General features: G+C 64.3%; 16 protein-coding genes and 2 pseudogenes. 13 read left to right on the top strand and 5 right to left on the bottom strand.

The window, feature by feature from the left end:
- Window positions 1–21: 21 nt before the first annotated feature.
- Complete coding sequence (locus tag AC3WLT_RS21015) at window positions 22–1,293, bottom strand: MFS transporter (RefSeq protein ID WP_492593611.1); 1,272 nt, start codon at window positions 1,291–1,293, stop codon at window positions 22–24.
- Entirely contained in the window at window positions 1,290–2,252 is a 963-nt protein-coding gene (locus tag AC3WLT_RS21010; protein WP_492593610.1) for a PRC-barrel domain-containing protein, read from the bottom strand. Before AC3WLT_RS21010 ends, AC3WLT_RS21015 begins: the two co-directional genes overlap by 4 nt.
- Window positions 2,253–2,734: 482 nt before the next feature.
- Here AC3WLT_RS21010 and AC3WLT_RS21005 point away from each other — a divergent pair, with 482 nt between their 5' ends.
- On the top strand, window positions 2,735–4,117 hold the full coding sequence (locus AC3WLT_RS21005; RefSeq protein ID WP_492593609.1) for an NCS2 family permease: 1,383 nt from the start codon (window positions 2,735–2,737) through the stop codon (window positions 4,115–4,117).
- 239 nt (window positions 4,118–4,356) lie between these two features.
- Here the strand turns inward: AC3WLT_RS21005 and AC3WLT_RS21000 are convergent, their stop codons facing one another.
- Entirely contained in the window at window positions 4,357–4,539 is a 183-nt protein-coding gene (locus AC3WLT_RS21000; protein ID WP_492593608.1) for a hypothetical protein, read from the bottom strand.
- A gap of 539 nt (window positions 4,540–5,078) precedes the next feature.
- On the opposite strand from AC3WLT_RS21000, the gene hutH reads away from it, so the two are divergent.
- From hutH to AC3WLT_RS20960, 8 genes are all read left to right on the top strand, one after another.
- Window positions 5,079–6,602, top strand: a complete 1,524-nt coding sequence (hutH, locus tag AC3WLT_RS20995; protein WP_492593607.1) for a histidine ammonia-lyase — start codon at window positions 5,079–5,081, stop codon at window positions 6,600–6,602.
- A gap of 36 nt (window positions 6,603–6,638) precedes the next feature.
- Window positions 6,639–7,334 carry a histidine utilization transcriptional repressor HutC gene (gene hutC, locus AC3WLT_RS20990; protein ID WP_492593606.1) on the top strand — a complete coding sequence of 232 codons (696 nt, stop codon included), beginning with the start codon at window positions 6,639–6,641 and terminating at the stop codon, window positions 7,332–7,334.
- 67 nt (window positions 7,335–7,401) lie between these two features.
- The gene (gene hutU, locus AC3WLT_RS20985; protein WP_492593605.1) at window positions 7,402–9,090 is read left to right on the top strand and encodes a urocanate hydratase; all 1,689 of its coding nucleotides are present in this window, start codon (window positions 7,402–7,404) and stop codon (window positions 9,088–9,090) included.
- A gap of 2 nt (window positions 9,091–9,092) precedes the next feature.
- The gene (locus tag AC3WLT_RS20980) at window positions 9,093–9,770 is read left to right on the top strand and encodes a HutD/Ves family protein (protein WP_492593604.1); all 678 of its coding nucleotides are present in this window, start codon (window positions 9,093–9,095) and stop codon (window positions 9,768–9,770) included.
- Between the two features lie 79 nt (window positions 9,771–9,849).
- Window positions 9,850–11,073 carry an imidazolonepropionase gene (gene hutI / locus AC3WLT_RS20975; RefSeq protein ID WP_492593603.1) on the top strand — a complete coding sequence of 408 codons (1,224 nt, stop codon included), beginning with the start codon at window positions 9,850–9,852 and terminating at the stop codon, window positions 11,071–11,073.
- A gap of 9 nt (window positions 11,074–11,082) precedes the next feature.
- Entirely contained in the window at window positions 11,083–12,480 is a 1,398-nt protein-coding gene (locus AC3WLT_RS20970; RefSeq protein WP_492593602.1) for a formimidoylglutamate deiminase, read from the top strand.
- A gap of 123 nt (window positions 12,481–12,603) precedes the next feature.
- Window positions 12,604–13,434 (top strand): N-formylglutamate deformylase, encoded by an 831-nt coding sequence (gene hutG / locus AC3WLT_RS20965; protein WP_492593601.1) that lies wholly within the window; start codon window positions 12,604–12,606, stop codon window positions 13,432–13,434.
- Window positions 13,435–13,989: 555 nt separating this feature from the next.
- Window positions 13,990–14,649 carry a hypothetical protein gene (locus AC3WLT_RS20960; protein ID WP_492593629.1) on the top strand — a complete coding sequence of 220 codons (660 nt, stop codon included), beginning with the start codon at window positions 13,990–13,992 and terminating at the stop codon, window positions 14,647–14,649.
- Window positions 14,650–14,666: 17 nt separating this feature from the next.
- Here AC3WLT_RS20960 and AC3WLT_RS20955 read toward each other — a convergent pair.
- Window positions 14,667–14,756, bottom strand: a pseudogene (locus tag AC3WLT_RS20955) (IS5/IS1182 family transposase); the annotation flags it as partial.
- Window positions 14,757–15,159: 403 nt separating this feature from the next.
- Here AC3WLT_RS20955 and AC3WLT_RS20950 point away from each other — a divergent pair.
- Both AC3WLT_RS20950 and AC3WLT_RS20945 read left to right on the top strand, forming a co-directional pair.
- Entirely contained in the window at window positions 15,160–15,510 is a 351-nt protein-coding gene (locus AC3WLT_RS20950) for a hypothetical protein (protein ID WP_492593600.1), read from the top strand.
- A gap of 133 nt (window positions 15,511–15,643) precedes the next feature.
- Window positions 15,644–15,754, top strand: a pseudogene (locus AC3WLT_RS20945) (IS5/IS1182 family transposase); the annotation flags it as partial.
- A 10-nt stretch (window positions 15,755–15,764) separates the two neighbouring features.
- Here AC3WLT_RS20945 and AC3WLT_RS20940 read toward each other — a convergent pair.
- Window positions 15,765–16,313 (bottom strand): hypothetical protein, encoded by a 549-nt coding sequence (locus AC3WLT_RS20940; RefSeq protein ID WP_492593599.1) that lies wholly within the window; start codon window positions 16,311–16,313, stop codon window positions 15,765–15,767.
- Between the two features lie 108 nt (window positions 16,314–16,421).
- Between AC3WLT_RS20940 and AC3WLT_RS20935 the strand changes: the two genes are divergently transcribed.
- The gene (locus tag AC3WLT_RS20935; RefSeq protein ID WP_492593598.1) at window positions 16,422–17,321 is read left to right on the top strand and encodes a helix-turn-helix domain-containing protein; all 900 of its coding nucleotides are present in this window, start codon (window positions 16,422–16,424) and stop codon (window positions 17,319–17,321) included.
- Window positions 17,318–19,204 carry a DUF3857 domain-containing transglutaminase family protein gene (locus AC3WLT_RS20930; protein WP_492593597.1) on the top strand — a complete coding sequence of 629 codons (1,887 nt, stop codon included), beginning with the start codon at window positions 17,318–17,320 and terminating at the stop codon, window positions 19,202–19,204. The genes AC3WLT_RS20935 and AC3WLT_RS20930 overlap by 4 nt, the downstream gene beginning before the upstream one ends.
- Window positions 19,205–19,223 lie beyond the last annotated feature (19 nt).

Below are 19,223 nucleotides of genomic sequence, written 5' to 3'. Positions count from 1 at the left end.
CGCCAAAGGCAAAAAACAAACCTAACCTTTTGCTGGCTTCCCTCCATCAGGCACAGCGGCCTTTTCCTTGTCGGCCTTTTCCTCGTCGGCCGCGGCATCGCGCGTCTCGGGCATCGCTGCCCAAACCAGCAGCACGGCCATCGCGCCGGCCGTCGCCAAGGCAAAAAAGCTCACAGCATTGCCAAAGTGATCGGCAATGAACCCAGCAGCCGTTGTGCTCAACGTGGCCCCAATCCCCGCAGCCAGTCCGAACAGCCCAATACAGAGGTTATACCGCCCCTTCCCGCCGGCCACATCGGCGGCAATCAGCGGCAGCATCACGCCGAACACGGCGGCGCTCAAGCCGTCCAGCATCTGCACCGGCACGAGCAAATAAGGGCTGCTGATCCCTGCAAACAACAACGCCCGTATCGGCAGCGCAGAAAACCCGAGCAGCAGAATAGGCCTGCGTCCCCATCGCTCGGCGGAACGCCCGACCCACGGCGACATCATCGCCACAATCGCCTGCGGCAGGATGATGCAGGCAGCAATCACGAGCTGCACGTTGTCCCCCATGCCGGCCGTCACCTCGCCGGCGGCAAGGTTCAACATCGCCGCATTCGACAAATGGAACAGCACGATGCACGCAGCGAACAGCAGCATTCGCTTGTCGCGCAGCAACTCGCGCAAGCTCTCACGCCGTTCGATCTGCTCCGGCGTGGGCGCGGACTTCGGCAGATCCACCGTGTCGGTGCGCTGGATCATCGTCAACGCAAAGAGAGCAGGGACCGCGAGCGCCGCAGTCAGCCAGAAGACGGCCCGCGGCGAATAGTATTCGCCGAATACGCCCATCAGCCCGGCCGCGACCGCGCTGCCGATCGACGCCCAGCGCGCGTTGCGCCCGAGCCGGTCGCCAAGATTCGCACGTCCGACCAGCGCGAACGAGATCGCCGCGAGCGCCGGCGTCAGCATGCAACTGGCAAAGCCGTGGAATACCTCGGCGGCGATCACGGGCAGCACGGTCGGACTCGCGGCCAGCAGCACCGCGCTGAAGATGATCGCGAAAATCGCCCAGGCGGCAGCGCCTTTCTTGTTGCGCAATGCGTCGACCGCGGCGCCGCCCGGCACCTGGCTCACCATCGCACTGATGGTGCCGACCGAAAGCGCCATGCCGATCTCGCCCTGCGTCCACTTGTGCGACGCAAGGTACGACGCGATGAACGGCCCAAAACCCGTCTGCACATTGGCGACGAAAAAGTTCAGCCAATCGAGCGCGCGCAGGCTGCGCGCAGTGACCAGAGTGCGGCCTGTCATCGGGCCACCCGTGCGCTGGAAACCGCCGTGGCAGTGGCCGCCGCGGCAGCGGCAGCGGGCGCCGCGGGCGGCGCAGGTGCGGGCGGCGGCGCGGGCGACACCGCGCGGATCGGCTTGTCGCTGGCGTAAGGCGGCGTCGCGTTGATCTGCGCGTCGCTCAGATCGATCAGCGGATGCAGTTCCTTGTCTTTGGTGACGAAGCGCAGCGCCGACCAGTTCGCGGCAATCGTGCGCCGCTCCGTGCTGACCATCCCGTTGACGTCGAGCACGACGGCCTGCGGTTGCGCGTTGCCGTCGATCAGCACGTCGATCACGCGGCCGACTTTCGCGCCATTCGAACGCTCGACGGTCGCGTCGAGCAACGGCAACTGCGCGACGTTGGACTTGACCGCGGGCGTCGGCACGGCCGGTGCGGTGAGCGTGATCGGCGCGGTCTTCGCGGTCGGCGTGAAGCGGAACGCGCTCCACGGGAAATTCACCTTGCGATCGCCGACGCCAAGGAAACCCTGCAGGTTGACCACCATCTCGCGTGGCTTGCCGCCCGCGTCCGTGAGCATGTCGACCGCGCGGCCGACCACCTTGCCGTCGGCTTTCTGCACCGGGCTATCGAGCAGTCCGTGCGCTTCGTTGCGCTCGATCGTGCGCAACACGATCAGCGGCGGGGGCGGCGGAGGCGGCGGCGCGGGCGCGGCGACCGGCGGCGGAGGTTCGGCCTTGTGAGGCTTGACGACCGGCTTCTTCGGCTTTCTCGGCTGCTCGGGCCCGGCCGCTTCGGTCTCGGCCGGTTCCGGTTCGGAGGCGGCCGCCGGCGCGCTCGCGGGTTCGACGGGCATGACCGTCGCTTCGACGATCGGCGCCTGCACCGGACCCCACAGCAGGCTGCAACCGGACAGCGCGAGCATGGCGAACACAGCAAGGATCAGAAGACGCCAGGCAGGACGTGCGAAACCGCCACTCATCAAGAAGGACTCCATGGACCAGTGCGGACGGGCGCTGTGGACCGCCGCAATTAAGGCGCGCGGCTAAGGCGCGCAATCAAGACCGTTACGGGCCAGAGTGTAACCCGCGACGCCGGACCGACCGGTTTTGCAGGCCATCCGGCAGGTCCGCTGCACGCAGGCTCCGTGCCGCCGTTCGTGGCTTCGCGCGTCGTTCAGCCCCTCAAAACCGCAAGAAAAACGGCGAGAAACCCAAAAAAACCGCCTCACCGTTCGATGACAAACCGTAGGTGTAAACGCGCGGACCGTGCGCGTGATCTGCCGTCGCTTAAACGATATAAGCATCGTGACATGTCGAGCATGCCATTCATGCGATGGGAGACATATTTGTGTTGCCCTACATTTCGGGACAGCAAAAGAAGATTAGACAAACGTAACGAGACGAACCTGATGGCGGCCGGATCCACGGCCGTTTCAGTACGCTGATAAAGGAGGCACTCATCATGATGGAACCCCACGCCCAACCGATTTCCGAAGTCGGCGCCGAATCATTCGACGGAAAGGGCTTTCTCGACCGCTACTTCGAAATCTCCTCGCGCGGCAGTTCGCAGCGTCAGGAAATCGTCGCAGGCATTACGACCTTCCTCGCGATGGTCTATTCCGTGTTCGTCGTGCCGGGCATGTTCGGCAAAGCGGGCTTCGATACCAGCGCGGTGTTCGTCGCCGTGTGCCTGACCACTGCGTTCGGCTCGCTGCTGATGGGCGCGTGGGCGCGTCTGCCGATCGCAATCGGCTGCGCGATCTCGCTGACCGCGTTCACCGCGTTCGGTCTCGTGCTCGGCAAAGGCCTGCATCCGAACGTCGCGCTCGGCGCGGTGTTCCTGATGGGCGTCGTCTTCACCGCGATTTCGGTGACGGGCGTGCGTTCGTGGATCCTGCGCAATCTGCCGTCGGGCATCGCGCACGGCACGGGCATTGGTATCGGCCTGTTCCTGCTGCTGATCGCCGCGAACGACGTCGGTCTCGTCGTCAAGAATCCGGGCGCCGGTTTGCCGGTGTCGCTCGGCAATATCACGGCGTTGCCGGCGCTGATGTCCGTGGCGGGTCTGGCCGCGATCTTCGGTCTGGTGCGCCGTCGCGTGCCGGGCTCGATCCTGATCGTGATCGTCGCGATCTCGGCGATCGCCTTGCTGGTCGATCCTGCGGTGGCGTTTCGTGGCGTATTCGCGCTGCCGTCGCTGAGCGCGCCGGGCCATGCTTCGCTGATCGGCGCGATGGACATCAAGGGCGCGCTGTCGATGGCGGTCTTGCCCAGCGTGCTGGCTCTGGTGATGACCGCGGTGTTCGACGCCACCGGCACGATCCGCGCCGTCGCCGGACAAGCAGGCCAGCTCGACGAAAACGGTCGCATCATCAACGGTGGCCGCGCCTTGACGGCCGACTCGCTGAGCTCGATTTTCTCGGGGCTGCTCGGCGGCGCACCGGCGGCTGCGTACATCGAATCGACGGTTGGCGTTGCAGCCGGCGCGAAGACGGGGATGGCGGCGGCGGTGGTCGGTCTGCTGTTTCTGGTGGTGATGTTCTTCTCGCCGCTCGCCGGCCTGGTGCCTTCGTATGCGACCGCGCCGGCGCTGATGTACGTGGGTCTCCTGATGCTGTCCAACGTCAGCAAGCTGCATATGGACGACATGGTCGACGCGATGTCGGGCCTCATGTGCGCGGTGTTCATCGTGCTGACGGCCAATATCGTGACGGGCATCATGCTCGGCTTCGCGACACTGGTGATCGGCCGCGTGGTGAGCGGCGAGTATCGCAAGCTGAACGTCGGCACCGTCGCGATCGCGATCGTGCTGGTCGGTTTCTATCTCGGCGGCTGGGCGATCTGAGTGTGCTGAATTTTGCTGTCGCGCGAGAGCGGGGCGGTCCCTTCCAGCTGCTCCAGCTGCTTTGCTCGAACGTGTAGTCGGTTGTTCTCCACCTTGACGCGGCGCCTTGCAGTGTTTGTCTGCGATGCGCCGCGTATCTTTTTTGCCCGCTCCCGGCGCGTTTCTCGCATTCACCCCGCTATCTCGGCTGGCTCACGCGCGGCTTTCGCCGGGCGCCGCCGGAAGTCGCGGTTTGATGCTTATAGCGCCATCTCGAACGCGGGCTTGAGGAAGACTTCGATCGCCATCACGGCGAGGCCCATTGCGGCCGCCGACAGTGTCAGCGTGCCGTATTCGTCGTAGCGTGCATCGTACAGGCACGCCACGACGAAAAGAATCGCCAGAAGATTGGTCAGCCAGTCGAAGTTCAGCGCCAAGTTCATCGATCAAATCCGGGCTCGCGCGCGACCCGGATGATCGAAGCGCACTATTAACTGGGCGCGATTCTAACGAGCCGAGCTTACGGATTCGCAACGCCGCCGCTGACACAGCTTACGCCCCGAAGGAAGTCCCCTTGGGGGGCGCCCCGAAGGAAGTCCCACAAGGGGCCAGCCACCGCGCCTGGACCCTGTCTCGTGGCGGCGCGGGCGAAGTTCGAGCGGGTTGCGCCGGGCGAGCGAAATCTTTTTGTCCGCTTGCCGGGGGACATTTTGAACGTGTAACGTGTATAGACAAGTTAATGTTCGTGAGGGGCCGAATGCTGTGCCGGGTGCTCCCGGCGCGCGCAATCCGGGTTCAGGCGACTCCAGCTACGCAAGAGCCACGCAAGCTGTCAGGTAAGCGCCAAACAGGCGCCGCCCAAGCGCCACGCAAGCATCCCGCCCTAATGGAAAGCCCTGGGCCGAAACCTGCAAAAACAAGTTGTATATACAAGGTGGTGCCGCTAGACTTCTCTCAAATTGTATAGACAGGACACAAAACCATGATGATTCTGAAGCCCGGCTACCTGACCCTTCCGCAACTGCGCCAGATCGCCCGCGAACATGTCGCGCTGCAACTCGATCCCGCCAGCCACGCCGCCATCGACGCCTGCGCGAAAGCCGTGGCCGATATCGCCGCCAAGGGCGAACCGGCCTACGGCATCAACACGGGCTTCGGGCGCCTCGCCAGCACGCACATCCCGCACGACCAGCTCGAACTGCTGCAGCGCAATCTGGTGCTGTCGCACGCGGTCGGCGTGGGTGAGCCGATGTCGCGTCCGGTGGTGCGTCTGTTGATCGCGCTGAAGCTGTCGAGCCTCGGCCGCGGTCATTCGGGCATCCGCCGCGAAGTGATGGAAGCGCTGATTTCGCTGTACAACGCCGACGTGCTGCCGGTGATTCCGGTCAAGGGCTCGGTCGGCGCATCGGGCGACCTCGCGCCGCTCGCGCATATGTCGGCAGCGTTGCTCGGCGTCGGCGAAGTGTTCGCGAAGGGCGAGCGCATGCCGGCTACCGAAGGCCTCGCGCTGGTCGGCCTCAAGCCGCTCACGCTGCAAGCCAAGGAAGGTCTCGCGCTGCTGAACGGTACGCAAGCCTCCACCGCGCTCGCGCTCTACAACATGTTCGCGATCGAAGACCTGTACCGCACCGCGCTGGTGGCGGGCGCCTTGTCGGTGGACGCCGCGGAAGGCTCGGTCAAGCCGTTCGACGCGCGCATTCACGAACTGCGCGGCCATCAAGGTCAGATCGAAGCGGCAGCCGCTTACCGTTCGCTGCTGCAAGGCTCGGGCATCAACGTCTCGCATGCCGATTGCGACAAGGTGCAGGACCCGTACAGCCTGCGCTGCCAGCCGCAAGTGATGGGCGCGTGTCTGGACCAGATGCGCCATGCGGCCGACGTGCTGCTGCTGGAAGCGAATGCCGTGTCGGACAATCCGCTGATTTTCCCGGACACCGGCGAAGTGCTGTCGGGCGGCAACTTCCACGCTGAACCGGTGGCGTTCGCAGCGGACAATCTCGCGCTTGCCGCCGCCGAAATCGGCGCGCTGGCCGAACGCCGCATCGCGCTGCTGATCGACGCGACGTTGTCGGGCCTGCCGCCGTTCCTCGTGCGCGACGGCGGTGTGAACTCCGGCTTCATGATCGCTCACGTGACGGCTGCGGCGCTCGCGTCGGAGAACAAGACGCTCGCGCATCCGGCTTCGGTCGATTCGCTGCCGACTTCCGCGAACCAGGAAGACCACGTGTCGATGGCGACCTTCGCCGCGCGCAAGCTTGGCGACATCGCTGAGAACACCGCGAACATCCTGTCGATCGAACTGCTCGCCGCCGCGCAAGGTGTGGATCTGCGCGCGCCGCACAAGACCAGCCCGAGCCTGCAGAAGGTGATGGAAGCGGTGCGCAAGGACGTCGCGCACTACGAGCTCGATCACTACTTCGCGCCGGACATCGCGGCCGTTGCGCGTCTCGTGCAGGACGGCACCATCGCGAAGCTGAGCCCGTTCTCGTTCGTGTCCGAACAGTAAGCGCACACCCAGCACACAGTCAGGCAGAACACGCCAATGAACGCACCGGCCTACCAGGGCATCAAGGACTTCATCCTCGCGCGCATCCATGCGGGCGAATGGGCTGAAGGCGACCAGGTGCCCTCCGAGAACGAGCTCGCGCGCGAATTCAACGTCGCGCGCATGACGGTCAACCGCGCGCTGCGCGAGCTGACCTCGGAGCAGGTCCTCACGCGTGTGCAGGGTTCGGGCACCTTCGTGGCCCGGCCCAAGTACGAATCGACGCTGGTGGCGATCCGCAGCATTTCCGACGAAATCGTCGCGCGCGGTCATCGTTATCAGGCGAAGGTGCTGCACATCGGCGCGACCATCGCGGACGAAGCGCTCGCCGAAGAAATGCAGGTGAGCGAGGGCAGCCCGGTGTTTCATTCGCGCGTGCTGCATTCCGAAAACGACGAGCCGGTGCAGCTCGAAGAGCGCTGGGTCAATCCGGCGGTCGCGCCCGAGTATGCGTTGCAGGACTTCACGAACACCACGCCGAATCAGTATCTGGTGAGAGTGGCGCCGTTGCAGCGCGTGGAGTACCGCATCGAAGCGCTCGCCGCCGACGCCGATACGCGCCAGTTGCTGACGATGGACGACACCGAGCCTTGCCTCGTGCTGCATCGGCGCACGTGGTCGCAAAGCCAGGTCGCCTCGGTCGCCAATCTCTGGCATCCCGGCAGCCGTTATCGCTTCACCGGACATTTCTGATTTCGCCGCATTTTCCAGACCTTTTCCGCACATTTCCCGAACATCTTCAAGCATTCCGAGGGCCATCATGAACAACCCGAAGCACATCGACCCGCGTCTGGACCCGACCCGCACGATCCGCGCACCGCGCGGCGCGGAAAGGACCTGCAAGACCTGGATCGCGGAAGCCGCGTACCGGATGATCCAGAACAATCTGGACCCGGAAGTCGCCGAGCATCCGCATGCGCTGGTCGTGTACGGCGGCATCGGCCGTGCCGCGCGTAACTGGGATTGCTTCGACCAGATCCTCACGTCGCTGAAGGAGCTGAACGAAGACGAAACGCTGCTGATTCAATCGGGCAAGCCGGTCGGCGTGTTCCGCACGCATGCAGACGCGCCGCGCGTGCTGCTGGCAAATTCGAATCTGGTGCCGCATTGGGCGACATGGGAACACTTCCATGAACTCGATCGCAAGGGCCTGATGATGTATGGCCAGATGACCGCGGGCAGCTGGATCTACATCGGCAGCCAGGGCATCGTGCAGGGCACCTACGAGACGTTCTTCGCGGTGGCGAACCAGCATTTCAAGGGCGACCCGAAAGGCCGCTGGATCCTGACGGGCGGCCTCGGCGGGATGGGCGGCGCGCAGCCGCTCGCCGCGACGATGGCAGGCTTCTCGATGATTGCCGTCGAATGCGACGAGACGCGCATCGATTTCCGTCTGAAGACGCGTTACGTCGACAAGAAGGCGAAGACGCTCGACGAAGCGCTCGCCATGCTGGAAGAAGCGAAGCAGGCCGGCAAGCCGGTGTCGGTCGGCCTGCTGGGCAATGCAGCCGACGTGTTCGCTGAATGCGTCGCACGCGGCATCACGCCGGATTGCGTGACCGACCAGACCAGCGCGCACGATCCGATTCACGGCTACCTGCCGCAAGGCTGGAGCGTCGAAGACTGGCGCGAGCGCCAGAAGACCGCGCCGGATTCGATCGTCACGCCCGCCAGGCAGTCGATGGCGAGGCAAGTGCAGGCGATGCTGGCGCTGCAGGAACGCGGCGCGGCCACGCTCGATTACGGCAACAACATCCGCCAGATGGCGCTGGAAATGGGCGTCGAAAACGCGTTCGATTTCCCGGGCTTCGTGCCGGCGTATATCCGCCCGTTGTTCTGCGAAGGCAAGGGTCCGTTCCGCTGGGTCGCGCTGTCGGGCGATCCGGAGGACATCTACAAGACCGATGCGAAGGTCAAGGAACTGATCCCCGACGATCCTCATCTGCACAACTGGCTCGACATGGCGCGCGAACGTATCGCGTTCCAGGGTCTGCCGGCGCGGATCTGCTGGGTCGGCGTGAAGGATCGTTATCGTCTGGGCCAGGCGTTCAACGAAATGGTCAGGAACGGCGAGCTGAAGGCGCCGATCGTGATCGGCCGCGATCACCTCGATACCGGTTCGGTGGCGAGCCCGAATCGGGAAACCGAATCGATGAAGGACGGCTCGGACGCAGTGAGCGACTGGCCGCTGCTCAACGCACTGTTGAACACGGCAGGCGGCGCATCGTGGGTCTCGCTTCATCATGGCGGCGGCGTCGGCATGGGCTTCAGCCAGCACTCGGGCGTCGTGATCGTGGCTGACGGCACGGATGCGGCAAAAGAGCGTCTCGGCCGCGTGCTGTTCAACGACCCGGCGACCGGCGTGATGCGCCACGCGGATGCGGGCTATGAACTCGCGCAGGAAACGGCGCGCGAGGCAGGCTTGAAGTTGCCGATGCTGGGCCGTTGATCATGACGCTTCATAGCACGCTTCACGGCACGCATGACAGCACGCGTGACAGCGCGACGGCGCAGCCGGCCAGCACCACGCTGATCCGCGGCGCCGGCCTCGTGGCGACGCCGTGGAAGAACGGCGGCGGCATCACGCGCGAAGTGGCGGCGTTTCCCGAAGGCGCCGGACTCGACACGTTCGTGTGGCGCGTGAGCGTGGCCGACGTGGCTCAGGCCGGGCCGTTCTCGCGTTTCGCGGGCATCGACCGCACGCTCGTGCTGTTGTCCGGCGCGGGCATGTTGCTCGATGAATCGGATAACGCGAGGGATAACGCGAGCGTGCTGAATACGCATGCGTTGACACAACCGCTCGATATCGCGCGGTTCGCGGGCGAAGCGCACATCGACGCGCGTCTGGTCGACGGTGCGACGCGCGACTTCAACCTGATGGTGCGGCGTGGCGCGGCGGCGAGCGAGGTCGAAGTATGGCGCGGCGATACGCAGCGCGACTTGTCCGCCGACGTCGTGCTGCTGTTCTGCGCGAGCGGGCCGGTTGAAATTTCGCCCGGCGCCGGGGTTCAGCCGTTCGCGCTCGATACCGGCGACACGCTGCGCATCGACACGCCGAACGCGCTGTCATGCACGGTCGAAGGCGCGGGCGCCTTGCTCGCGATCAGCCTGCGTTACGCGCAACGATGACGACGGTGCGCGGTCACGCTGGAAGAGATAGCGCGCCGCGAACCACTACAGACACGCAACGAGCTGCAAAGAGCACGCGATGAAGCAAACCGTCTGGCATCACCTCAAACTCTGCCCCCAGGGCGATCCCCAACACACGTTGCCCGACGCCGCGATTGCTGTGCAAGACGGCAAGATCGCGTGGCTCGGCGCAGCCTCCGGACTACCCGCCGAATACGCCGCGTGGCCGCGCGAAGATCTGCACGGCGCGTGGGTGACGCCGGGTCTCGTCGATTGCCATACGCATCTGGTGTACGGCGGCCAGCGCGCCGACGAATTCGCGCAGCGTCTGGCCGGCGTCAGCTACGAAGAGATTGCGCGGCAGGGCGGCGGCATCGTTTCCACGGTGCGCGCCACGCGTGCCGCCGACGAAGATTCGCTGTTCCGTCAATCCGCCGCGCGGCTCGAACCGCTGCTCGCCGAAGGCGTGACCACTGTCGAAATCAAATCCGGCTACGGCCTCGACCTCGCGAGCGAACGCAAGATGCTGCGCGTCGCGCGCCGCCTGGGCGAACACTATCCGGTGTCGGTCTACACGACCTTTCTCGGCGCGCATGCATTGCCGCCTGAATTTGCAGGCCGCGCCGATGCGTACATCGACGAAGTCTGCGACACGATGCTGCCGGCGCTCGCTGACGAAGGCCTCGTCGATGCGGTCGACGTGTTCTGCGAGCGCATCGGTTTTTCGCTTGAACAAAGCGAGCGCGTGTTCGAAGCCGCCGGGCGCTACAAGCTGCCGGTGAAGATGCATGCGGAGCAGTTGTCGAATGGCGGCGGCACGGCCTTGGCCGCGCGTCACCATGCGCTGTCCGCGGATCACCTCGAATTCCTCGACGAAGCCGGCGTCGCGGCGATGAAAGAAGCGGGCACGGTTGCCGTGCTATTGCCCGGCGCGTACTACTTCATCCGCGAGACGCAATTGCCGCCGCTCGACTTGCTGCGGCGCTATCGAGTGCCGATCGCGATTTCCACCGACAGCAACCCCGGCACGTCGCCCGCCACCTCGCTGCTGCTGATGATGAACATGGCGGCCACGCTGTTCCGCATGACCGTGCCCGAAGTGCTGCAGGGCGTAACGTCGCACGCGGCGCGCGCGCTCGGCAAGGCGGATTCGCACGGCTCGCTGGAAGCGGGGCGCGCAGCGGACTTCGCGGTGTGGTCGGTCGAGTCGCTCGCGGAGTTGGCTTACTGGATTGGGCGTCCGTTGTGCGCGCGGGTCGTGCGCTCGGGCGAGACGGTTTATACGCGGCGTGAATTGAGCTAAGGCCTGAAGATGACGCAATCGAAGCAATCGTTATTCGCCGACCATGCGTACCTGCCGGATGGCTGGCGCCGCAACGTGCTGCTGGAGTGGGACGCAACCGGCACCTTGACGTCGGTCACGCCCGATACGGCGGCCGTGCCTGCCGGCGTGCAAAAGGCCGCCGGTCCCGTACTGCCTGGCATGCCGAACCTTCACTCGCATGCGTTCCAGCGCGCGATGGCAGGCCTCACCGAATATCGCGCTGCTTTCGGCGCCGCGGCTACCGACAATTTCTGGAGCTGGCGCGATCTGATGTATCGCTTCGCGGCAAAGATCACGCCGGAAGGGCTTGCGTCCGTCGCGCAGTGGCTCTACATCGAAATGCTGAAAGCGGGCTATACGTCGGTCTGCGAGTTTCACTATGTGCATCACACGCCGGATGGCGGCCGCTATGCAAATCAGGCGGAACTCGCGCAGCGTGTGGTGGACGCCGCATCGGCGAGCGGCATCGGCATGACGATGCTGCCGGTGCTGTATCAGTACAGCGGTTTCGGCTCGCGCGCGCCGCGTGAAGATCAGCAGCGCTTCATCAATACGCCCGACAGTCTGCTCGAACTGCTCGGCACGTTGCGCGCGGCGCGCCCTGAAAGCGCCGCGTTGCGTTACGGCGTGGCGCCGCATTCGCTGCGCGCGGTATCCGAGGATTCGATGCGCGCGCTGCTGGGCGGCATCGAGGCGAGCGCGCCGGTTCATATTCATATCGCCGAGCAAACCGCCGAAGTCGACGCCTGTCTGGAAACAGAAGGCGCGCGGCCGGTGCAATGGCTGCTCGATCGTTTCGATGTCGATAGCCGATGGTGTCTCGTGCATGCCACGCACGTCGATGCGAACGAAACGCCGGCGCTCGCAAGAAGCGGCGCGGTCGCCGGATTGTGTTTGACTACCGAAGCTAATCTCGGCGACGGCATCTTCCCGGCGCAGGAGTATCTCGAAGCGCAGGGACGTATCGGCGTCGGCTCGGACAGCCATATCGGCGTCGATTGGCGCGCCGAGTTGCGGTTGCTCGAATACGGCCAGCGCCTCACGCGCCGTCAACGCAATGTGCTGGCGTCGGCGCAAGCCTCGCATGTGGCCGACCGCCTGTTCGACGCCGCCCTTGAAGGCGGCGCGCACGCGACGGGCCGCGCGGTTGGCGCCTTGCGGGCCGGCCGGCGCGCCGACTGGCTGGTGCTCGACGCGGATCATTCGAGCATCGCCGAGCACGCCCCCCACGCCTGGTTTTCTGGCGTTGTATTCTGCGAGCACGGCGAGACGCCGATTCGCGACGTCTACGCGGGCGGCGACAAGGTCGTCGATAACCGCCGGCATCGCGACGAAGAGGGCGCCTATGCGCGCTATCGCGTGGCGCTTGCCGGCTTGCTGAAGTGAATTCCTGAGATGAATTGCTGAAGCGAGTTATAGAAGCGAGTTATAGGAGTGAACTACAGAAGTGAACTATAGAAATGAGTTACAGAGTGATTGAGCCTTCGATCCCATTGATTCCGGACTGACATGACTGCTTCGTCTACTCAAACTACTCCGGCTATTGCGCCGGTTGTCACGCTGCATCGAGGAAGCCTGCCGCTGCTGATTTCGATCCCGCATCTGGGCACGCAGATTCCCGCCGACATTGCCGCAACGATGACGCCCGTCGCGCAGCGCACCGACGACTGCGACTGGCATCTCGACCGTCTGTATGCGTTCGCGAAGCGCATGGGCGCGTCGATCCTGTCGCCGTCGTACGCGCGTTATGTGATCGACCTGAACCGTCCGCCCGATGGCGCGAATCTCTATCCGGGCCAGGACACCACCGGTTTGCTGCCGGTCGATACCTTCGACAAGGAACCGTTGTACCGCGAAGGCCATTTGCCGACCGAAGTCGAAGTCGCGCGCCGGCGCGATGCGTACTGGAAGCCGTATCACGAGGCGCTGCAAGGCGAACTTGCCGCGTTGAAGGCGAGGCACGGCAAGGTGCTGCTGTGGGAAGCGCATTCGATCCGCTCGCACGTGCCGCGCTTTTTCGAGGGACGTCTGCCGGACTTCAACTTTGGCACGTCCAACGGGGCGAGTGCGGCGGCGGGACTGGGCGAGGAGTTGGCCGCTGTAGTAGAGCGGCATGGCGGTTATTCGGCGGTCGCGAACGGGCGCTTCAAAGGCGGCTATATCACGCGCCAGTACGGGCAGCCGGCGCAGGGCGTGCACGCGGTGCAGCTCGAGTTGTCGCAGATTACGTATATGGAAGAACAGATGCCGTACGCGTATGACGAAACGCTGGCCGCGAAGGTCGAGCCTTTGCTGGAAAAATTGGTGACGACCGCGTTGGAGCGGGTCGGCTCGGCCTGACGATTTACGCTGCGGCGCACAACGCGCCTCACAACACGCGTATCCTTCGAGCGGCGCCAACCCCCGGCGCCGCGTCAGCGTTCGTATCATCTCCGCCAGCGCATTGATTACGTTGGTCCGCGGTTTGCTAGCATCCGCCTTGATCACCTGACCGCCGTTACGCGGCAAGTTACGCGGCAAGTTACGCGGCAAGTTACGCGGCAAGTTACGCGGCAAGTTACGCGGCAAGTTACGCGGCAAAGGTGTAACAGCGTGTGTCCGTGATTGCATGCCGCCGGTTTCGCGCAGAACGTATAGGGCCGGATAGCGCGCCGCAACATTTGCCGGTGACCTTTTATTACAAAATCCTTAGGTCTATGGGGTAGTGGTGCACGAGGCAGTGCCGGCGGGCGAAGCACGGCGGTACGCCGGCGCGTGTTACCCCGGCACATCGACAGCCGCCAACTAAGTGCGCCGCGATTGCGCGCGATGCGGTGAAGCGGCTACCCTTTCAGGACGATGGAGCGTGCGAGCGCATCATCCGTACCTCGGGCAAACGAGATGGAAGACCCAGCGATGGAAGATTCCGACGAATTGTTGCTCCCGGTCTGGCGAGCGAACCTGGTGCTGCTGACCCGTGAGGTTGGCGCGGCGACCCGTCTCGCGCGCATGATGACCTTCTCCGCGAGCTACCTGAAATTGATATTGTCCGGCCAGCGTGAATTCAGCGAGGAATTCGTGCGCGGCATCGAGGCGGTCACGGGCCTGCCGAACGGCTGGATGAACGCGCCGCACACGGAGCAGGAGATACCGGCCAATGCGCGCGAGGCGATCGACAACGAAATGCCGCTCGCGCGGTTTCGCGGCACCGCGCATCCGGTGCGCAAGAAAACGGTGTTACGTCCGCCCGAACCGATTTTCGGTCAGGCGGGGCCGGCCAGGCGCGTGGAAGAGGAGACGCTCGACGCCGAAGCGCATCGGCGCCAGGCGCATTTCCGCAAGGTCCGCGACCTGGCGGTGCAGGACGTACGGCGCTTTGAGCGGCATTTGAGCCATGCGCCGGTGGAGTTGGCGGCGATGCGGTCGAAAGTGGAAGAGGTAATTGCCGCTGCTGATCTGGATGACCCGATTCAGGCTGATCTTGCCGGGCGGCTCGAGCAGATTGAGAAGCATCGGCATTTGTTGTTGCGGCATGTGGAGAAGTTGCAGGCCCTGCTGGGACAAATCGGGGATTGAAACCGGCCGACACCCCAAGCCGTGTTCACATTTACGACTGGCCCAAACGCGCAGGCAAGCGATGCAAACACGAGATAGCTCTCGGCGAGCTTGCCGTATTGAGTGGACGGCTATCGCGCCCAACTCCTCGGCGGCAAGGATCTCCACGGTCGCCCGGTTAGCCCCTGAAACGCGGCGGGATGGACAGGCAAATACGCAAACACCACCGACGCACCTCAGTCGCTGTTAGGTGACGCGCAACCGTTTGAATATGGTGATGGTCGCTCATTGCCAAGCGGCGATAGCAAGCTGGCATGGTTGCCCCGTACGGGAGGCCCGGCTAATACGTGGGTCGTCAACCCATCAGGAAGCGGTCAGATGCGGCTCTATGATGCAAACGGAAACGCCGCAGTCGATTTTGACTTCGACCACGATCACGGTTTCGGGGCACCTCACTCGCACAATTGGGACGGCAACACCCGTGATCTTGGGAATGCCTTTTCTCTCCTGCCTTACTGACAGGCTTCGATCATGAATGAACTAAAGACGTTTCAACATTTTCACGACTGGTATATCGACATCCTTGCCGTGACGGATGACGGCGACAGCCTGACCTTAGGGCTTAAGTTGCAAGATCGCCGCGCTACCGTGAAGTTCGTCGGCACACGTCGATGCGTGGTCGAACACTTTGGCCAGTTGAACATCGTGTATGACATCGCAATCATCCAACCGGGAGATAGGCGTTACGGCGAGGCGCAGGCGGCGTTGGCGAAGGCCGATAGGTATTCCGAAAAGCCCGGACGTCACATCGCCTTCGTGGCGGCGACCGTTGGAGCCGAACTGGTCGTCGAGTTTGAATCTCTCGAAATCCAGGCAACCTGACAGCGACTTTTCGAACCATTCGGGCAGCAGCGCCGTGACTCCCCCATGAAAAGGGCCGTGTGCTGGCTAGATTCTATGTTGCAGGAGAGCAACGAACCGGGCCGTAGAATCAGCAGGTTGAGGCTTGCCCAAGCGCATCAAGTATTTTCGCCGCGCCTCCACTCGATATGACAAGCTCGCCAAGAGCTATCTCGTGTTTGCATCGCTTGCCTGCGCGCTTGGGCCAGTCGTAAATGTGAACACACCCCAGGTATTCAGGCGCGCCGGCGCCGCGCATGGAACTCCGCCTCCAGCCGCCAGGTCACGCCATCTTCCGCGAGCGCCATGCCACGCCACCGGAACGTATCCCGCGTGATATCCGTAAAGCTCCATCGAATCGGCGTGCCGTCGGCATGCCTGCCGATCTGCACGAGATCGTCGCCGACACGCCTGCCGACCAGTTCATCCCGCTGGCCAGTCAGCGGATTGATATAGGTGACCCGCCACGCGCGCAGCGCCGGATCCCACACGCGCAGCGTGGTGCCGTACATGTTGTCGATGGCGGCGAGCCCCGCGTGGCGCTCGCCGCGCGGCGGCATGATCCACACGTCCTGCACGGCGCGGCCCTCCAGCACCCAGCCGAAATGAATCTCGCCGCGTCGGCGTTCGCTGCCGAGGTCGACGCGATAGTGCACCACGTCCATGTCCCAACTGCCGATCAGCCAGCCATAGACGTCGTCGGCGGCGTCGATGTCGGCGGCGCGCGCGGGCGCGCCCAGCGCGTCCTGGAAACCGCGCGCCATCTCGTTGTCCAGCATGTTCATCGCGTGTCCTCCTTTGGGTGTTGAGCGAGTCGGCGGCGTCGAAAGCGGGAAAACCGCAGGCGCCGCCGATGTGCTAAAAACAGAATACGGACTCAGCCGAGGTGCATCTTGGGGAAAATTGCCGTCACTCTGCAGCAGGCGCTCGCGCAACGCGCACGCGAAGGCACGCGCGGCAGCACAGCCGCGCGCCCGTTGGCGCAGGGCGCGGGCTGGGACGTCGCGGACATTCTGTGCACGTTCGGACCACGCGACCAGCCGTTCGAGGAACGGCACGGCGGCGTGTGCATCGCGATGGTGGTCGCCGGCTCGTTCGGCTACCGGGCAGCGGCGGGGCGCGAACTGCTGACGCCGGGTGCGCTGCTGCTCGGCAACAACGGCGACTGTTTCGAGTGCGGGCATCGGCATGGGGCAGGCGATCGCTGCATCGCGTTCCGTTATGCGCCGGCTTACTTCGAGCACATCGCCGCCGATGCAGGCATCTCGAACGGCAATCTGAACTTCAGGCGCGCGCGGGTGCCGTCACTGCGTTCGCTGTCGCCGTTGATCGCGCTAGCTTGCGCCGGGGCCTCGGAGGTGGGCGAACCGGTGTGGGATGAACTCGTTGTCGAACTGGCCGTCGCGGCCCTGGATGCGACCGGTGCATTGACGCGTGCAGCGCAGCCGGCCAGCGCCGCGGCATGGTCGCGCGTGGCGCAGACCGTGCGTCTGATCGACGACGCGCCTGGCGCGCCGCATACGCTCGCGAGCCTCGCCGCCGCGGCAGGCCTGAGCGAGTTCTACTTCCTGCGGACCTTCCAGCGGGTGACCGGCGTGACGCCGCATCAATATCTTCTACGCGCGCGTTTGCGAGCGGCGGCGCTGCGTCTTCACGACGACAGCGCGAAGATTGTCGACGTCGCGCTGGATTGCGGCTTCAACGATCTGTCGAATTTCAATCACGCGTTTCGCGCGGAGTTCGCTTCGAATCCGCGGACATGGCGCGCGCGGGGCAGGGCGCGCCGCGCATGACCCGGTGTTTCTCGTTCATGAGGCTGGCCGCCGCGTTAGCGCTCGGTGCGGCCGTCGCCGCCGTGCACGCCGGCGACGGCCCTTCCGGCGATGACCTCGCGCCGTCGACGATGGAGCGCGACGTCCACCTCTTCGTGATCCAGAAAGACGGCTCCGTCGAAGAACACGACGATACGATCTTGCGCGCCAACACGACGAGCGGCGTCGACGATATCGCGCAACGCTACGTGTGGTTCAACAAGGACATCGAGCAGGTGCAATTGCTGGGCGCGGAAACGATCGACCCGAACGGCGTGGCGCACCCGGTCGGGCCGGAAGCGATCCGCGACGTGCAGGAGCCGCGCTCGGCGGGTGCGCCGAGTTTCGAAGACGCCGTATTGCGCACGGTGATCTTTCCGGGCGTCGAACCCGGCTCACGCGTGCATCTGTCGTTTCGCAAGACACGCACCCAACCTCTGCAAGCCGGCACTTTTGCGTACCTGGTCGAACCGACACGCGAGCCGGTCGAGATGCAGCGCCTGATCTTCGATTTGCCCGCCGACGTGCCGTTTCATGCCGACGCGCGTGGCTATGTCGCGCTGCCGCCGGTCACGGAGAACGGCCGCACCCGCTATGAGTTCGATTACCAGCACGGCCCGTATGCACCGCTCGAAGCGGGCGCGGTCGGCTACGCGAACTGGGGTGACCGGCTGATGGTATCGACGGTGCCCGACTTCGCGAGTTTCGCGGCGCGCTATCGCGGCCCGGCCGTCGACCCGACGAAGAGCGATCCGGCGATCGTGCGGCTCGCGCAGGGTCTGACCGCACAGGCCGCCGATCCGCGCGCGAAAGCGCAGGTGCTGTACGACTGGATGCGCTTGAATATTCGCTACGTCGCGTTGTTTCTCGGCGAGACGGCGGCGATCCCGCACAAGGCGGTCGACATCCTGCGCAACCGCTACGGCGACTGCAAGGATCACGTTGCGTTGTACGGCGCGTTGCTGGCCGCGGTCGGCATCCGCAGTGAAGCCGTGCTGCTCAATCTCGGCCCGTACTATAGTTTGCCGGATGTGCCGGGGTATGGCGGGAGCGCGATCAATCATGCGATCGTCTGGATTCCTGAGTTGTCCTTGTATGCCGACACGAGCGCGGGCGGCGTCGGTTTTGGCTATTTGCCGCCGAGCGTGATGGACCGGCCCGTGTTGCTGGTCGACGAGGGTGTGCTGTCGCGCACGCCGGCCACGCAGATGCGTGAGCGGACTGCGCGCTTGCAGATCGATATCGATGAGGGCGGGGCGGCTGATTACGCTTATCGCGTGGAGGATGCCGGTTCGACGGCTGAATTGGAGCGCAATATGTTTCGCCGGGCGACGCGGCAGCGGACCCAGCAGATTGCCGCGAGCCGTCTATTGCAGGCGGGATTGCATGGCACTGCGCAATTGCGCACGGGCGCTGTGGCCGCTACGAATGGGCCATTTTTTACTTCGATGCAGGGACGGGTGGAGCATTTCGTCTGGAAGGACGGGACGACGGCTGTGCCGGCTTTGACCAGCTTGTCTGGCGGCATGGAGAGTCAGGTGCAGGCGTGGCTTGCGGAGCCTTCACGGACCCAGCCGTGGGCGTGTATCGGCGGGCAGTTCGATGAGATTCTGGAGATGACGCTGCCAGGGTTTGGCCAGGTGACGGATGTGCCGCCTGATGCGGTGGTGAAGGATCGGTTTTTAGATTTTTCTTCGCACTATGTGTTGGATGCCGCGGCGCGGGTATTGCAGATCAGGCGGCACCTTCTGGCCGGATTTGGGCATCAGATGTGTTCCCCTGATGAGTTTGCCGATTTGAAGTCCGATCTGGTCCGGATTCAGAGGGATCTGGATGCCGTGGTTATCGTTAAGGTTTTGAAGTAGATACGCACGCGGCGCAACC

The sequence above is a fragment of the Paraburkholderia sp. FW306-2-2C-D06C genome (genome assembly GCF_058781505.1).
Note: the sequence above shows the minus strand (reverse complement) of the source record. Positions and strands in the feature narration are given on the sequence as shown.

Bases quoted from the DNA above. Each gene is read 5' to 3' on its own strand.
- AC3WLT_RS20970 (WP_492593602.1), top strand. From the start codon at position 11,083: ATGACGCAATCGAAGCAATCGTTATTCGCCGACCATGCGTACCTGCCG.
- AC3WLT_RS20930 (WP_492593597.1), top strand. From the start codon at position 17,318: ATGACCCGGTGTTTCTCGTTCATGAGGCTGGCCGCCGCGTTAGCGCTC.
- AC3WLT_RS20960 (WP_492593629.1), top strand. From the start codon at position 13,990: ATGGAAGATTCCGACGAATTGTTGCTCCCGGTCTGGCGAGCGAACCTG.
- hutC (WP_492593606.1), top strand. From the start codon at position 6,639: ATGAACGCACCGGCCTACCAGGGCATCAAGGACTTCATCCTCGCGCGC.
- AC3WLT_RS21000 (WP_492593608.1), bottom strand. From the start codon at position 4,539: ATGAACTTGGCGCTGAACTTCGACTGGCTGACCAATCTTCTGGCGATT.
- AC3WLT_RS20950 (WP_492593600.1), top strand. From the start codon at position 15,160: ATGAATGAACTAAAGACGTTTCAACATTTTCACGACTGGTATATCGAC.
- AC3WLT_RS20940 (WP_492593599.1), bottom strand. From the start codon at position 16,313: ATGAACATGCTGGACAACGAGATGGCGCGCGGTTTCCAGGACGCGCTG.
- hutI (WP_492593603.1), top strand. From the start codon at position 9,850: ATGAAGCAAACCGTCTGGCATCACCTCAAACTCTGCCCCCAGGGCGAT.
- AC3WLT_RS21010 (WP_492593610.1), bottom strand. From the start codon at position 2,252: ATGAGTGGCGGTTTCGCACGTCCTGCCTGGCGTCTTCTGATCCTTGCT.
- AC3WLT_RS21015 (WP_492593611.1), bottom strand. From the start codon at position 1,293: ATGACAGGCCGCACTCTGGTCACTGCGCGCAGCCTGCGCGCGCTCGAT.
- AC3WLT_RS20980 (WP_492593604.1), top strand. From the start codon at position 9,093: ATGACGCTTCATAGCACGCTTCACGGCACGCATGACAGCACGCGTGAC.
- hutU (WP_492593605.1), top strand. From the start codon at position 7,402: ATGAACAACCCGAAGCACATCGACCCGCGTCTGGACCCGACCCGCACG.
- hutH (WP_492593607.1), top strand. From the start codon at position 5,079: ATGATGATTCTGAAGCCCGGCTACCTGACCCTTCCGCAACTGCGCCAG.
- AC3WLT_RS21005 (WP_492593609.1), top strand. From the start codon at position 2,735: ATGATGGAACCCCACGCCCAACCGATTTCCGAAGTCGGCGCCGAATCA.
- hutG (WP_492593601.1), top strand. From the start codon at position 12,604: ATGACTGCTTCGTCTACTCAAACTACTCCGGCTATTGCGCCGGTTGTC.